This is a genomic window from Bacillus sp. 005/A4HT-01/001, from assembly GCF_004634445.1.
Lineage (GTDB): Bacteria > Bacillota > Bacilli > Bacillales > Bacillaceae > Bacillus > Bacillus altitudinis.
Genome location: NZ_SEIZ01000002.1, coordinates 367,941 through 382,814, shown reverse-complemented (window position 1 = coordinate 382,814; position 14,874 = coordinate 367,941). Strand labels below are relative to the sequence as shown.

General features: G+C 42.6%; 15 protein-coding genes, 1 other RNA gene and 1 other annotated feature (1 of these 17 cut by a window edge). Of the genes, 4 read left to right on the top strand and 12 right to left on the bottom strand.

Annotated elements, in window-relative coordinates; translation table 11 throughout:
• Positions 1-9 precede the first annotated feature (9 nt).
• The 3 genes from ES896_RS07515 to ES896_RS07505 all read left to right on the top strand — a co-directional run bounded on the left by ES896_RS07515 (position 10) and on the right by ES896_RS07505 (position 2,219).
• Positions 10-819, top strand: a complete 810-nt coding sequence (locus tag ES896_RS07515) for a transporter substrate-binding domain-containing protein (RefSeq protein WP_008342689.1) — start codon at positions 10-12, stop codon at positions 817-819.
• An 80-nt stretch (positions 820-899) separates the two neighbouring features.
• The gene (locus ES896_RS07510; RefSeq protein ID WP_007501460.1) at positions 900-1,553 is read left to right on the top strand and encodes an amino acid ABC transporter permease; all 654 of its coding nucleotides are present in this window, start codon (positions 900-902) and stop codon (positions 1,551-1,553) included.
• Between the two features lie 15 nt (positions 1,554-1,568).
• Complete coding sequence (locus tag ES896_RS07505; RefSeq protein WP_008342693.1) at positions 1,569-2,219, top strand: amino acid ABC transporter permease; 651 nt, start codon at positions 1,569-1,571, stop codon at positions 2,217-2,219.
• 38 nt (positions 2,220-2,257) lie between these two features.
• Here the strand turns inward: ES896_RS07505 and ES896_RS07500 are convergent, their stop codons facing one another.
• The 8 genes from ES896_RS07500 to cymR form a co-directional block, all read right to left on the bottom strand.
• Positions 2,258-2,389, bottom strand: coding sequence for a YrzQ family protein (locus ES896_RS07500; protein ID WP_008342695.1), 132 nt, complete (start codon positions 2,387-2,389; stop codon positions 2,258-2,260).
• Positions 2,390-2,409: 20 nt separating this feature from the next.
• Positions 2,410-2,601, bottom strand: coding sequence for a hypothetical protein (locus tag ES896_RS07495; protein WP_003216308.1), 192 nt, complete (start codon positions 2,599-2,601; stop codon positions 2,410-2,412).
• Positions 2,602-2,614: 13 nt separating this feature from the next.
• A complete protein-coding gene (locus tag ES896_RS07490; RefSeq protein ID WP_008342703.1) occupies positions 2,615-3,073 on the bottom strand; it encodes a PRC-barrel domain-containing protein in 459 nt (152 codons plus the stop codon).
• Between the two features lie 90 nt (positions 3,074-3,163).
• Complete coding sequence (gene recD2, locus ES896_RS07485) at positions 3,164-5,548, bottom strand: SF1B family DNA helicase RecD2 (RefSeq protein ID WP_135226658.1); 2,385 nt, start codon at positions 5,546-5,548, stop codon at positions 3,164-3,166.
• Between the two features lie 19 nt (positions 5,549-5,567).
• Positions 5,568-6,221: a tetratricopeptide repeat protein gene (locus ES896_RS07480; protein ID WP_008342707.1), complete on the bottom strand. Its 654-nt coding sequence runs from the start codon at positions 6,219-6,221 to the stop codon at positions 5,568-5,570.
• A gap of 61 nt (positions 6,222-6,282) precedes the next feature.
• Complete coding sequence (gene mnmA / locus ES896_RS07475; protein ID WP_008342709.1) at positions 6,283-7,401, bottom strand: tRNA 2-thiouridine(34) synthase MnmA; 1,119 nt, start codon at positions 7,399-7,401, stop codon at positions 6,283-6,285.
• A gap of 94 nt (positions 7,402-7,495) precedes the next feature.
• Positions 7,496-8,638, bottom strand: coding sequence for a cysteine desulfurase family protein (locus tag ES896_RS07470; RefSeq protein WP_135226657.1), 1,143 nt, complete (start codon positions 8,636-8,638; stop codon positions 7,496-7,498).
• Positions 8,639-8,656: 18 nt separating this feature from the next.
• Positions 8,657-9,076 carry a cysteine metabolism transcriptional regulator CymR gene (gene cymR / locus ES896_RS07465; protein WP_008342713.1) on the bottom strand — a complete coding sequence of 140 codons (420 nt, stop codon included), beginning with the start codon at positions 9,074-9,076 and terminating at the stop codon, positions 8,657-8,659.
• Between the two features lie 207 nt (positions 9,077-9,283).
• Here cymR and ES896_RS07460 point away from each other — a divergent pair, with 207 nt between their 5' ends.
• Positions 9,284-10,549 carry a replication-associated recombination protein A gene (locus ES896_RS07460; protein ID WP_017358110.1) on the top strand — a complete coding sequence of 422 codons (1,266 nt, stop codon included), beginning with the start codon at positions 9,284-9,286 and terminating at the stop codon, positions 10,547-10,549.
• Between the two features lie 32 nt (positions 10,550-10,581).
• Here ES896_RS07460 and ES896_RS07455 read toward each other — a convergent pair whose 3' ends face one another.
• The 4 genes from ES896_RS07455 to hisS all read right to left on the bottom strand — a co-directional run bounded on the left by ES896_RS07455 (position 10,582) and on the right by hisS (position 14,769).
• Positions 10,582-11,346, bottom strand: coding sequence for a tRNA threonylcarbamoyladenosine dehydratase (locus tag ES896_RS07455; protein ID WP_008342718.1), 765 nt, complete (start codon positions 11,344-11,346; stop codon positions 10,582-10,584).
• Positions 11,347-11,439: 93 nt separating this feature from the next.
• Positions 11,440-11,620, bottom strand: a non-coding RNA gene (gene ssrS / locus ES896_RS07450) — 6S RNA.
• Between the two features lie 77 nt (positions 11,621-11,697).
• Complete coding sequence (gene aspS / locus ES896_RS07445) at positions 11,698-13,476, bottom strand: aspartate--tRNA ligase (protein WP_135226656.1); 1,779 nt, start codon at positions 13,474-13,476, stop codon at positions 11,698-11,700.
• An 18-nt stretch (positions 13,477-13,494) separates the two neighbouring features.
• Positions 13,495-14,769: a histidine--tRNA ligase gene (hisS, locus tag ES896_RS07440; protein WP_008342721.1), complete on the bottom strand. Its 1,275-nt coding sequence runs from the start codon at positions 14,767-14,769 to the stop codon at positions 13,495-13,497.
• Positions 14,770-14,842: 73 nt separating this feature from the next.
• Positions 14,843-14,874: a binding site (T-box leader), on the bottom strand (it continues 208 nt past the right edge of the window).

Genomic DNA, 14,874 nt, shown 5'->3' with positions numbered 1-14,874 from the left:
ATGAATTTGATGAAAAAAATGAAACGCTTTGGCCTATTACTGTTGATGACTTGCTGTATGATCGCTCTCGCTGCCTGCGGCTCTGCCGAGAAAGGCTCAACCGATGCAAAACAAGGTAGCTCATTAGAAGCCATTAAGAAAGACAAAAAAATCGTTTTCGGTGTGAAAAACGATACTCGTTTATTCGGTCTAAAAAATCCTAGTAGCGGGGATATTGAAGGGTTTGATATTGATATCGCAAAAGCGATCACTAAAGAAATGCTCGGTGATGAAGGAAAAGCAGAATTTAAAGAAGTGACATCTAAAACAAGGATTCCTTTACTGCAAAAAGGCGATATTCATGCCATTGTTGCCACAATGACAATCACAGAAGAGCGTAAAAAAGAGGTCAATTTCTCAGACGTATACTTTGAAGCAGGACAATCACTGCTTGTGAAAAAAGGCAGCGACATTCAATCGATTGATGATCTTAAAAAAGGTACGAAGGTGCTTGCAGTGAAAGGGTCGACTTCTTCTCAAAACATTCGCGAAAAAGCACCAGAAGCATCCGTTTTGGAGTTTGAAAATTATCAAGAAGCCTTTACAGCCTTAAAATCAAATCAAGGGCAAGTTCTGACAACTGATAATGCAATTTTATTTGGCATGGCAGACGAAGATTCAAATTATGAAGTCGTTGGTGGAACATTTACCGATGAGCCTTATGGAATCGCTGTGAAAAAAGGCGATGAAGAATTGACAGAAGCCATTAATAAAGCGTTAAAGGCATTAAAAGACAATGGAGAGTATGACAAGATTCATAAAAAATGGATCAAAGAATAATCAATTGACTCGATCAACCTCAACACCCTCAGGAGAGCCGCTTGCCGGCTCCTCTGTTGATTAGGAAGGAAGTGAACTGATTGCTGCGGTTTTCCATTTTAACTGAGAACTTCCATCTTTATTTAGAAGGGTTTAAATATACGATTGGTGCAAGTGTCATTGCGTTGATTGGAAGCTTTTTCATCGGTACACTCATTGCCATTATGAGAATTGCGCCACTAAGGCCGCTCAACTGGTTAGGGACGGCTTACGTGGAATTTATTCGGAATATTCCGTTATTATTGATCACCTTTGTGTTCTTTTTTGGTTTACCGGTACTTGGCATTGTGGCAGATGGCTTTACAGCAGGAACCATTGCCCTCTCCATTTATACGTCTGCTTTTATCGCTGAAGCCATTCGTGCAGGTATACAAGCTGTACCGCTTGGACAAATGGAAGCAGCTAGAGCTTCTGGTCTGTCCTATGGCGGAACGATGCGATATATTATTCTGCCGCAGGCAATCAAAATTGTCATTCCACCACTTGGGAATCAATTTATCAACCTTGTGAAAAACTCGTCTATTTTAGGTGTCATTGCAGGGTTTGATCTGATGTACCAAGGAGACCTTATCGCTTCGAGAACGTTTGTGACATTTGATGTATACATCTTTGTTGCCATGTTCTATCTTCTATTGACCATTCCGCTTAGTCTAGGCGTTGGTTATTTAGAAAAAAGATTAGCCCGAAGCCACTAGAAAGGAGGAAACACAATGGATTTTATAGGTGCCTACCAGCCCGATCATCTCGCCTTTTTACTTGAAGGATTTGCTGTCACCTTAAAAGTGGCTTTTATCTCCATCATTTTAAGCTTTATCATCGGATTAGTCGTTGGCACATTGAGGTTCGCACAAATCCCTATTTTATCAAAGGTGCTTGCGGTCATTGTTGAAACCGTTCGGAACCTACCGCTTTTGCTGATCATCTTTTTTACGTATTTCGCCCTGCCTGAAATTGGCATTAAGCTGAGCATCACGGCCTCTGCCATTGCGGCTTTAACCGTGTTTGAATCCGCTATGCTGTCAGAAATCATTCGCAGCGGATTAAAATCAATTGATAAAGGACAAATCGAGGCGGCCAGATCCTCTGGTTTAACCTATATTCAAACATTAAAAATGATTATCATGCCACAGGCGTTACGCCGAATGGTACCGCCGATTGTCAGTCAATTTATTTCTCTTTTAAAAGATACATCGCTCGCCGTTGTAATTGCCCTTCCAGAGTTATTGCATCACGCGCAGATTTTAAATGGTCAAAGCCAATCTTATTTACTTCCTATTTTCCTCTTGGCGGCCATGATGTACTTTGTTGTCAACTTCAGCTTGTCTATACTTGCACGGAGATTAGAGTACAGGCAGGCATAAAAAAAGGACATCCGCTCATGGTGGATGTCCCTTTTTGTTTAAAGCATTCGCATAACTCGTTTTCTCATCTTTTTCATATCCCGCTTAGATGGCATATCATATCGACTTGCAAAGTGATATGCGAGTGCACCTGCACCAAGCGTTAATAGTGAAGAAGTCATTTTGCCCATTCGAAATTCCCCCTTAACACTTATAGTTGAATTGAACGTTCATCGTCACTAAACAGGTCGTCTAAACTGCTTAGTGTACCGTCTTCCTCCACTTGGTGAGTAGATATTTTGCCTTTTGACAGTGTCAATTCAATAAAACAGCCCCAGCAATAATATTGATTGACCCCAATTTTTCCGATGTCTTTACATTTGCAATTTGGGCAAATGAGCATATTCAGCACCTCTTTACGTTCGGTTTAGAACAAGTGCTTCCTTTTGAACATCCATCAAGGTTCCGGCAGCATGCAGCTGCTTTCGAATCCCTGATAGCTCTGTAAAGAAGCCGTCCGAGAGTTCATATGCTACGATTGTGCCCGAATTCATGCAAAAGTATACATCTTCCAAAACACCTAATGTTTCACCATCTGGCGTACGGATCATTTTCTTTTTTAATTTCGAAAAGAAAAAGGATGGGGCGGTGGTATCTATCTCGATGCCCTTCTGGCAGCTCACATATAGACCTTTGTCTGTCAGTTTGTCGCCAGCTGAGAATGGAATGAAAGCACAGTCTTTCTTTTTCCCATCTAAAACATATCCCCCGCAGCTGCCGCCGGCTAAAAAGCAAATATCTTTGATCGCCCCAAGTGAATAAGACAGCTCGTCTGTATAGATCGTCAGTCCTTCAAGCTCTCGACATGTTCTCAAAATGTGATCAACCACCTTTTCGGAACAGTCTTATCGTGTGCGTTTCCTCTATGACTCATACGAAGAAATGGCTTCCATGAAGGAAGCCATTTACTCTTGCATAAAATCAAACGGAGTGATTCCCTCCATGCCAATATTGGCATCGTGTACGCTGAAAGGAAGTTCTTTTTGGAGGGCTGCTAGCTCAGCGTCCATGATTTCTTCCGTTTCAGTAAGACGCATGGTTAAAGACGTTTGTCTGAGGGAGTCTTCATTATTTTTTACGCCCCACTCTAATGCTGATTCCTCACCGCACAAAATTAAAAACTTTTTACTTCGTGTAATGGCCGTGTAAAGCAAATTTCTTCGAAGCATTCGATAATAACTTCTCACGACTGGCAGCACCACGATTGGGAATTCACTGCCCTGGGATTTATGAATCGAGCAACAATAAGCGTGTGTAAATTGATGAAAATCTTTTTTCGTAAACGTGATTTCATTTCCATCAAAGGAGATGACCGCCATATCTTCTTTTTCTGTGTTTTCTTTCGCATAAAAGATCGAGACAATTTCGCCAATATCTCCATTAAAAATGTTATTCTCGGGCTGATTGACAAGCTGAAGTACCTTATCACCTGTCCGGTAGACGACATCACCAAAAGGAATTTCTCTTCCTTTTGGCTTTTTAGGATTCAAAATTTGCTGAAGCATTTTATTCAGTTCATTAATGCCTGCTTTTCCTTTATACATCGGGGCGAGCACTTGAATGTCCTTTGCTGAATACCCCTTTTGAGCAGCATTGCTGACCACTTTCTCGATGACTTCTTTCATTTGGTCACTAGAGCATTGAATAAAGGATCGATCCTTCGAGCGTGCAGTAATATCCTTTGGCAAAACACCATTTTTCATATCATGCGCAAGCTCAACAATTGTTGAACCGTCTGCCTGCCGGTAAATATCAGTTAATGTAACTGCCGGTATAGCTTGTGACGCAAGCAGGTCTCTTAACACTTGACCAGGCCCGACAGATGGAAGTTGATGTTCGTCTCCAACCATAATGACTTGAATATGATCTGGGATCGCCTTAAACAAATGGTTCGCCAGCCAAATATCCAGCATACTCGATTCATCAATGATAACAAGCTTTCCTTCAATCGGCTGGTCTTCATCATGTGAGAAGCCTTCTGATCCATTCCAGCCTAGCAACCGGTGAATGGTCACAGCAGGAAGTCCAGTGGATTCTGTCATTCGTTTCGCAGCACGTCCAGTTGGTGCGGCAAGCACGAACGGAAATGCTTCATCTTTTTTATAATCACCCGGGTCAAGAGAAACGCCGTGAAGATCGCTGTAAAGCTCGACAATCCCTTTAATGACCGTCGTTTTCCCTGTACCCGGTCCGCCTGTTAAAAGCAGCATTGGAGACATGAGTGCCTTTTGAATGGCTTCTTTTTGGGTTGGTGCATACTGGACACCAAGCCGTTCCTCCAGTTCACCGAGTGCAAGCAGAAATTCTGATTCAGGAAATTGATCTGCATATTCCGTTTGAGCGACAATTTTTTGAATGCGTCTTGCCACACTTTGCTCCGCATAAAAGAGCGACGGATGATAACAGCGCTCATCTTCAATAATCATGTCTTTCCCTTCACCAAGTGCAATGATCTGATTGGCAACGTCCATTTCAGTCACTTTGTAGTCATTGCCTGTTTGATTCAGCAATTTACGGGTTTCGATGATCAGATCTTTCGTTTGTATGTACGTATGACCGTCTTGCAGGCTTGCTGTCTCAACGGTATACAAAAGGGCTGCACGAATGCGTTCTGGATCATTTCCAGATATCCCTGTTCTAGCGCCGAGTTCATCTGCTTTAATAAATCCAATCCCCTCTACGTCTTTGACGAGCTGATAAGGGTTTTCTTCAATTTTCTGCAACGTTTCACTCTCGTACGCTTGGTAAATCTTCATACTAAGCTGAGGACCAAAGCCATATTGATTCAGGCTGATCATGATTTGCTCAAGCCCTTGATGCTCTTGAAGTGCGGCAGCCAGCTTATCTGCCTTCTTTTTTGACAGGCGAGGGACGTTATACAACACAGACGGATCACGCATAATTTGATGAAGCGTCTGATTGCCAAGCTTGCCGACGATTTCTTCCGCCGTCTTTTTCCCAATCCCTTCAAACAAGTCACTAGAGAGATAATGAATGATGCCTTGCTTTGTTGTAGGGACTTCCTTTTGAAAATGGGTGGCTTGAAACTGCTCACCAAACTTCGGATGACTTGTGACCTTGCCATAGAAGGTGTAGGTTTCCTCCTCATGCAGCGCTGGGAAGTACCCTGTGACAGATGCTGTTTTTTCCTCTAAATTCTCTGATGTTTCAATGACTTTTACTTTTAACACCGAGTATAAATTACTTTCGTTATGGAAAATAACAGCTTGAACCGTCCCTTTTAAAAACGGTTCGTCTTCAAGCTTCATTTGATCTGGATGTTCCTGCACAGGTCTTCCCTCCTTCCAGTTATTCTGCCTCTTGAATCAGCTTTTGCGCATGCAATGCAAGCATATGATCAGGCTGCACGTCAATGGCTTTTCCTAGCATTTCAAGCGCTTCGTCCTTTTTCTCTAAATACGCATACGCAACACCTGCATTATAAAAGGCGTCTGCATGCTGCGGATCTCGCGTAATCACTTCAGTAAAGACTGCGACCGCTTCCTCCAGCAGATGTTCATTCGCTAAGCACATGCCAAATTGAAATCTTGCTTCGTTATCTTCTTCGTTTAGCTCAACTGCACGCTGAAGATAAGGCATCGCAAGCTTTGGCTGCTCTAATTTCATCAGTGTCTGCCCTAACATATAAAACAAATCACTGTTTTCCATTCCAGCTTGTAGTGCTTGCTCAAAATAGTCTTTCGCTTTCATAAAGTCTTCTTTCATCGTGTAGACATTTCCTGCTCCGTAATAGGCTGCAGCTGCTGTATGATCAAGTTCAATGGCTTTTTGAAAGAAGTTCAAAGCACGTTCAAATTCATGAACACTTGAAAGTAAATTCGCAAAGTTAATATATGGAACCGGGTCCTTTGGGCTTTCTTCAATGGCTTTCGTAAAAGCTTCAGCTGCCTGTTCGATGTTCCCTTGATTTAAAGCTTCAATACCGATTTCGTTATGATTCATTCGCTCTCTTCATCCTTTCATTAAAAAACCTCAACAGCGACGTTGAGGTTTTTAACACATGTTACACATACGACAGCTTTTGGCCATCTTTAAAGACATCGTCAATGGTCCCGCCGCCAAGACATTCTTCGCCATCATAAAAAACAACAGCTTGTCCTGGAGTGACAGCACGGACGGGTTCATCAAAGATCACCATTGCTTCCTGCTCACCTGTCATTTTGACTTTTACATGATGGTCTTCTTGACGGTATCGGAATTTCGCTGTGCATGTGAGTTCACCGTTTTCACCGACAATATGAGGACGAGTCCAGCTGATGTTAACAGCTGAAATACTTTCAGAGTATAAAAGCGGATTGTGGAAGCCTTGTTCAACAAATAAGATATTTTTCTCTAAGTCCTTCCCAACAACGAACCACGGATCACCGCTTCCGCCAATGCCAAGTCCTTGGCGTTGACCGATCGTGTAATACATCAGTCCATCATGTTCACCTTTTACTTCTCCGTCCATTGTCTGCATCACACCGGGCTGTGCAGGCAAATATTGGCTAAGGAACGTTTTAAAGTTTCTTTCCCCAATAAAGCAGATGCCCGTAGAATCTTTTTTCGTTGCTGTTGCGAGCTCTGCTTCTTTCGCTAATTCACGCACTCTTTTTTTCTCTAAATCGCCAATTGGGAACAACACTTTATCAAGTTGTTCTTGAGTCAGCTGATTCAAGAAATAAGTTTGGTCTTTGTTTGTATCAAGACCTCTTAGCATTTTCACTTCATCGCCGGTTCTGTCGACACGGGCATAGTGGCCTGTTGCCAAATAATCCGCTCCAAGCGACAATGCATGCTCAAGAAATGCTTTGAACTTAATTTCTTTATTACACATGACATCTGGATTCGGCGTTCTGCCTGCTTTATATTCATCAAGAAAATATTGAAACACTTTGTCCCAATACTGTTTCTCGAAATTCACTGCATAATATGGGATTCCAATCTGGTTACAAACACGAATGACATCCTCATAGTCCTCCGTTGCTGTACATACACCATTTTCATCTGTGTCATCCCAGTTTTTCATAAATATGCCGATTACATCATAGCCTTGCTCCTTTAACATGAGCGCAGCAACTGATGAATCGACGCCTCCGGACATACCGACCACAACTCTTGTGTCTTCAGGTCTTTTTGTCATCTTCATCAACTCCAATTTCAATGAAACAACGTGCGCGTTTCGTTCTTCAGGTGCCTAGCTGTTTCATTTTTCACACACGAACAAAAGGGAGCATTTATTTGGCTAGGCGTTTCACGACAGCCGCTATCTTATGCGCCGCCTGCTTCACATGTTCCTCTTCATTTCCAAGACCGAAGCTAATTCTGACTGAGGATGTCAGCTCTTTTGCTTCTTCACCATACATGGCGCTTAATACGTGCGAAGGAAGGACAGATCCAGCCGTACATGCTGACCCGCTCGAAACAGCAATCCCTTCCATATCTAAGTTCACAAGTAACGATTCAATAGAAACGCCCGGGAAGTGGACATTTAAAATATGCGGCAATGTCTCTTTCGGATGTCCATTGATAGAGAAATTGAGTGATTCCTCTTCGAATACTTGCAGCATTGCTTCTTTGAGCTTACCATAATGCACTGCTTTTTCTCTTCTATTTTGCTTTGTTAATTGAACTGCTTCTGCAAGTCCAATGATTCCCGCCACATTTTCAGTACCAGCACGGCGTTTTCTTTCTTGTTCTCCTCCGAATAGCTGCGGAGAAAGTTTTACACGCTCATTGACGTATAAAAAGCCTGTTCCCATCGGGCCATTTAGTTTATGACCGGACGCAGATAAGAGGTCGATATGAAGTTCTGTGACATCAATTGATATTGTCCCAAATGCCTGTACTGCGTCTGTATGAAAATAAGCAGTGTGTTCGTGTAAAAGTTGACCAATTTCTTTGATTGGCTGAATCACACCCGTTTCATTATTGCCATACATGATGGTCACAAGAATTGTATCGTCTCTTAGTGCTTGTTTTAATTGATCAAGATGAATCAATCCAGTGTGATTCACATCTAAATACGTCACATCAAAACCAAGCTTCTCTAAGCGTTCGCATGTATGCAGCACTGCATGATGCTCAGTTTTTGTTGTGATGATATGTTTTCCTTCATGCTGCCTTGCCATTGCAACACCTGTAATGGCCAAGTTGTCTGCCTCTGTTCCCCCGCTTGTGAGGATGATCTCCTGCTGCTTACAGTGTAATTCTCCTGCAATGACTTCCCTTGCTTCATCGAGCCACTTTCTTGCCTCGCGCCCATATGAATGAATACTAGAGGGATTGCCAAATATCTCTGTAAAGTAGGGCATCATCTTGTCCACAATTCGCTGATCCATCGGCGTTGTGGCTGCATGATCTAAATAGATACGTTCCATTTCCGGTACACCTCTGATCTAAATATAGAACATATACGCCTCTTGATCCTCGTCATCTTTATAGCTTGCCAAGTCTTCAAGAGTTGTATTGTCTAGTACGTCTTTTACTGCATCACGAATACGAATCCAAAGTGCACGCTTTGCTGGCTCTTCGTTTTCGATCACTTCAACAGGACTAATAGGTCCTTCTAATACTCGAATAATATCACCGGCTGTAATCTCGTTTGGCTCATGGGCAAGCACATAGCCGCCATACGCTCCGCGGATACTTTTCACAAGACGAGCATTGCGAAGTGGTGATACAAGCTGCTCTAAATAATGCTCAGACAAATCATTGTTTTGAGCGATTGATTTTAATGATGTAGGGCCTTCGCCATGTTTTTTGGCTAATTCGATCATGATCGTCAGACCATATCTGCCTTTAGTAGAAATTTTCAAGTTAAACACCTCTGCGTTTTCTATTTCTATGTCATCAATTATTTTTCTGATTTCATATACGCTTATATAGACCAAAAGCAATTATATCATACTTTTAGCCAACTTTCATTTGCGGGTTCTGAGCTCAAAACGAGGACGCATCCCTTTTCTATTTGAAGAAATTTCGGTACTCTATACAAACAAGACATTGCTTTAGGAGAGATAATCATGAAACCTTTAGCGTATCGGATGCGCCCAAGTCATATTGGAGACATTATTGGGCAGGAGCATCTCGTTGGAGAAGGTCAAATTATTAGACGAATGGTCGAGGCGAAACATTTGTCCTCGATGATTTTATACGGGCCGCCGGGAATCGGCAAAACATCCATTGCAACTGCAATCGCTGGCAGTACAAGCATTGCCTTCCGTACATTGAATGCGGTGATTCATAACAAAAAAGATATGGAAGCTGTCGCCGCTGAAGCGAAAATGAGTGGTCAAGTCATCTTGATTTTAGACGAAGTCCACAGACTCGATAAAGGGAAGCAGGATTTCCTTCTTCCGTATTTAGAAAATGGCATGATTATTTTAATTGGCGCGACAACAGCTAATCCGTATCATGCGATCAACCCAGCCATCCGTAGCCGGACACAAATATTTGAGCTGAAGCCGCTGGAAACAGAGCAAATCAAAGCTGCATTATCTCGAGCTTTACAGGATGAACATCGCGGGCTTGGCGGTTATTCGGTCAAAGTTGATGAGGAGGCAATGAATCATTTTGCAAATGGATGCGGAGGAGATGTACGTTCCGCTTTAAATGCGCTTGAACTAGCCGTCTTATCGACAAAAGCGGATGAATCTGGACAGATCACGATCACTCTAGCTGCAGCAGAAGAATGTTTACAAAAAAAGAGCTTCTCGCATGATAAAAACGGTGATGCCCATTATGATGTCCTCTCGGCTTTTCAAAAATCCATTAGAGGGTCTGACGCAGATGCTGCGCTTCATTACCTTGCAAGACTCATTGAAGCGGGAGACCTTGAAAGCATTTCGAGACGATTGCTTGTGATGGCTTATGAAGATATTGGCTTAGCCAGCCCGCAGGCAGGGCCACGTGTGTTAAGCGCTGTTCAAACAGCTGAGAGAGTTGGTTTCCCAGAAGCACGAATTCCACTCGCTAATGCCGTGATTGAACTGTGTCTTTCTCCAAAGTCAAACTCCGCTTACCAAGCGATTGATGCGGCACTGCATGATATTCGCACGGGGAAAATGGGTGAAGTTCCCGTTCATTTAAAAGATGCCCATTATAAAGGGGCAGCTGCACTTGGAAGGGGCGCCGATTACTTATATCCGCACGATTATGAAAATGGCTGGGTGAAGCAGCAATATTTACCTGACCCGCTGAAAAACAAACAATATTATGAACCAAAGCAAACTGGAAAATTTGAAGGTGCACTAAAGCAAGTGTATGAAAATTTAAGACGGCAAAAATAAAAAAGGCCCCCTGCTCTATGCAGGCGGGCTGTTTATTTATCTTTCACACGTGTAATCGGAATATCTTTTAAAAGCTTCATAATGACATGACCACCCATGATCAGGCCAGCCACAGATGGAACAAACGCATTGGATGATGGCGGCATTTGTGCCTTACGAATTTTCGCTTCATCATTTCCAACTTCTTTTCTCACATCTTCACGAATGACAATCGGACTTTCATCAGAGAAAATAACTTCAATTCCCTTACGAATGCCTTCCTTCCGCAGGCGTGTTCTGACGACTTTCGCAATTGGGTCTGTATGTGTTTTCGAGATGTCATCAATTTTAAAACGCGTCGGATCTGTTTTGTTTGCAGCACCCATACTCGAAATAATGTTCACATCGCGTTTCAGGCACTCTTTCATTAAATGAATTTTATAATGAATTGTATCTGATGCATCAATGACATAATCGAGCGGATACTCAAAGAATTGTTCATACGTTTCTTCTGTATAGAACATTTTGAGCGCAACAACTTCACATTCTGGGTTAATGTCAGCAATTCTTGCCTGCATTAAGTCAACTTTAGGCTGACCAACCGTTGATAGCAAAGCTGGCAGCTGCCTATTTACATTTGTAATATCAATATCATCTTTATCAACAAGAACAATACGGCCAACACCTGAACGAGCAAGGGCTTCTACTGCAAAAGAACCTACGCCGCCTACTCCAAGCACTGCAACTGTACTGTTTTTTAATATATTTAAGCCTTCCTTGCCAATGGCAAGCTCGTTTCTTGAAAACTGATGTAACAAGTGCCTCACTCCACCTTTATTTAAAATGAATCGAAAGAATCATATCATATTCAGCGTTCTCCGTCATCCTTCTCAAATAGAAAAAAAACACAAAAAAGTCCCGATCACGCCGCCAGCTTTTCCTTCGTTTTGAACCCCGCACCATGCAGGTGGGTGCTTTCTTCCTCACTTTATAAGTCCTCAGAAGAGGCATTTATGCAGAAAGGAAAGGCAAGCTCCCGTAGAAAAAAATGTTCGGTCAAAACTAGGTAACCACCGTACGTATCAGGACTTTATTTATTGGTTGATGAAAGCATATCATAGGCATGTCCCTTTTACAAGCGTTTACATGCCTATAAACATGCGCCTATTTTACTGTTTTACTTTTGTTTTAATCGCCAAACTCAGTTCATCTAGCTGCGCTGCGCTTACAGTGCCAGGAGCATCTGTGAGAACACAGCTTGCACTTGCCGTTTTCGGAAACGCAATGGTATCTCTTAGGTTAGATCGGCCGGCAAGCAGCATCACTAAGCGGTCAAGTCCAAGCGCAATTCCGCCGTGCGGAGGCACACCATGCTCAAATGCATCAAGAAGGAAGCCGAACTGATCGTACGCTTCTTCTTTAGTAAAGCCAAGTAAACCAAACATTTTCTCTTGAATGTCCTTTTCAAAAATACGAATAGAACCTCCGCCAAGCTCATAGCCGTTCAGCACAAGATCATACGCTTGAGCTTTCATATCTTCTGGACTTGTTTCGATTAATTCAAGATCATCCCGAACTGGCATTGTGAAAGGATGGTGGGCAGCATAGAAGCGACCTTCTTCTTCATCTTTTTCAAGCAGCGGCCAATCGACAACCCATAAGAAATTGAAGACAGACTCATCGATGAGTTTAAGCTCTTTGCCAAGTTTTAAACGAAGTGCGCCAAGCGCATCATGGACAACAGACGTCTTATCTGCAACAAAGAGTAAAAGGTCGCCTTCTTCAACTTGAAGCTGTTCTTTTAATTCTGCTTGTTTTGACTCATCAAAGAATTTAGCGATTGGTCCTTTTAACTCTGTCCCTTCAGCTTTTAGCCAAGCAAGACCTTTTGCACCATAGTTCGCTGCAAATGCACCAAGTGCATCGATGTCTTTTCTTGAATAGTTTGCTGCAGCCCCTTTGACATTAATGGCTTTGACAGCTCCACCATTGTTTACAGCACCGCTGAAGACTTTGAAATCTGAGTCTTTTACCGTGTCTGAAATGTTGACAAGCTTCATGTCAAATCGGGTATCTGGCTTGTCAGAACCATAGGAATTCATCGCTTCATCGTACGTCATACGAGGTAATGGCAATGTCAGGTCAACACCTTTGACATCTTTCATCACCTTTGCCATCATCTCTTCAGCAAGCGTCATGATGTCTTCTTGGCTCATAAAGGACATTTCAATATCGACTTGTGTAAATTCCGGCTGACGGTCAGCACGCAAGTCTTCATCTCTAAAGCAGCGAGCGATTTGATAGTAGCGGTCCATCCCAGACACCATGAGCAATTGTTTAAATAATTGCGGAGACTGCGGCAGCGCATAGAATTCTCCTTCGTGTACACGGCTTGGCACAAGATAGTCACGCGCACCTTCTGGCGTACTTTTTGTTAAAATTGGCGTTTCAATGTCTAGAAAGCCGTGATCATCTAAGAAATGGCGGAATGCTTTTGTGACTTCATGTCGCATTTTCATCGTTTCAAACATCGCAGGACGGCGAAGATCTAGGTAGCGGTATTTTAAGCGCACATCTTCTGATACCTCATCTGCTTGATCAGAAATCACAAATGGAGGCGTCTTGGCTTCATTTAAAACAGTGACTGTGTCGACTTGAATTTCAATTTTGCCTGTTTTTAAATTTGGGTTGATCGTGGCTTCTTCTCTTGCGACCACTGTCCCTTTAATATCAAGGACATATTCATTCCGAATCGATTCTGCTGTCTCAAGAGCCTCTTTTGATTGGTCTGGATGAAAGACAACTTGCACAATGCCTGTACGATCACGCAGGTCAATAAAGATTAATCCGCCAAGGTCACGACGTTTTTGTACCCATCCTTTTAATACAACGGTTTGACCGATTTGGTCTTCTGTTACTTCTCCACAATAAAAAGTTCTACCAAACACAAACATTCCACTCCTTCTTTACGCTTTCTGGTGGGCTTTCATCATTTGAATCAGCTCATCAAGCTTCACTTCAATTTGTTCACCCGTTGTCGTATCTTTTACGTTTACAATTTGCTGCGCGAGCTCATCTTCACCAAGAACTGCAATAAACTTGGCTTTCAAGCGGTCTGCCGCTTTAAATTGTGCTTTTAGCTTTTTCCCTGTATAGTCCATTTCACTTGAAATGCCTTCTTTTCTTAGGCGATTCAATAAGCCAACAGCATAATCTTTTGCTTGATCTCCTAATGCCGCAATATATAAATCAATGCCGTCTTGAACAGGAAGCTCAATCTTCTCTGCATCAATCGCTGATAGGAAACGTTCAATACTCATCGCAAAGCCGATACCTGGTGATTCAGGACCGCCAATTCCTTCAACGAGTCCATCATAACGGCCGCCGCCGGCTAATGTTGTGATCGCGCCAAAGCCTTCTGCATTACTCATAATCTCAAAGGCAGTGTGATTGTAATAATCAAGACCGCGCACTAAGTTCGGATCGACGACATATTCAATGCCTAGATCGGTTAAGTACTGTTTTACTTTTTCAAAATAAGTCCGTGATTCTTCATTTAAGTAATCTTGAATGGATGGTGCCGTTGCCATCAGTTCGTGATCGCGGTCCTTTTTACAATCAAGAATACGTAATGGATTTTGATGTAAACGAATTTGGCAGTCATGACAGAATTCATCAATTCTTGGTTCAAAGTGCTCGACAAGTGCTTGACGGTAATCTGCACGGCTTTCTTTGTCACCAAGGCTGTTAATGACGAGTTTTAAGTTGGAAAGACCCGCTTTCTCATACACACTCATCGCTAATGAAATGACCTCTGCATCAATGGCAGGATCTTTTGAACCGATCGCTTCAATTCCGAATTGATAAAATTGACGATATCTTCCCGTTTGCGGACGCTCATAGCGGAACATTGGTCCAATGTAGTACAGCTTTGTAGGCTGTGCAGGCTGTGCAAACAGTTTATTTTCAACATAAGAACGGACAGTTGAAGCTGTTCCTTCTGGGCGAAGTGTGATGCTACGTCCTTTTTTGTCTTCAAATGTGTACATCTCTTTTTGAACGATATCTGTTGACTCGCCTACTCCTCGTGCAAACAGTTCCGTATGCTCAAAAATCGGTGTGCGAATCTCTTTGTATTGAAAGGCTGCACATGTATCTCTCGCAATTTGTTCAACATACTGCCAGCGTTCTGATTCTCCCGGTAAAATATCCTGTGTGCCTCTTGGAATATTAAAACTCATTTTTCGTCCTCCTACGACCATCATTCATTTTTTATGTGGACATATAAAAAACCCCCGCCTCTACTATGTGTATAGTAGGGACGAGAGTTATACCCGTGGTGCCAC

Bases quoted from the DNA above. Each gene is read 5' to 3' on its own strand.
- ES896_RS07515 (WP_008342689.1), top strand. From the start codon at position 10: ATGAAAAAAATGAAACGCTTTGGCCTATTACTGTTGATGACTTGCTGT.
- ES896_RS07505 (WP_008342693.1), top strand. From the start codon at position 1,569: ATGGATTTTATAGGTGCCTACCAGCCCGATCATCTCGCCTTTTTACTT.
- ES896_RS07500 (WP_008342695.1), bottom strand. From the start codon at position 2,389: ATGGGCAAAATGACTTCTTCACTATTAACGCTTGGTGCAGGTGCACTC.
- ES896_RS07495 (WP_003216308.1), bottom strand. From the start codon at position 2,601: ATGCTCATTTGCCCAAATTGCAAATGTAAAGACATCGGAAAAATTGGG.
- ES896_RS07480 (WP_008342707.1), bottom strand. From the start codon at position 6,221: ATGAATCATAACGAAATCGGTATTGAAGCTTTAAATCAAGGGAACATC.
- mnmA (WP_008342709.1), bottom strand. From the start codon at position 7,401: ATGACAAAAAGACCTGAAGACACAAGAGTTGTGGTCGGTATGTCCGGA.
- ES896_RS07470 (WP_135226657.1), bottom strand. From the start codon at position 8,638: ATGGAACGTATCTATTTAGATCATGCAGCCACAACGCCGATGGATCAG.
- ES896_RS07460 (WP_017358110.1), top strand. From the start codon at position 9,284: ATGAAACCTTTAGCGTATCGGATGCGCCCAAGTCATATTGGAGACATT.
- hisS (WP_008342721.1), bottom strand. From the start codon at position 14,769: ATGAGTTTTAATATTCCAAGAGGCACACAGGATATTTTACCGGGAGAA.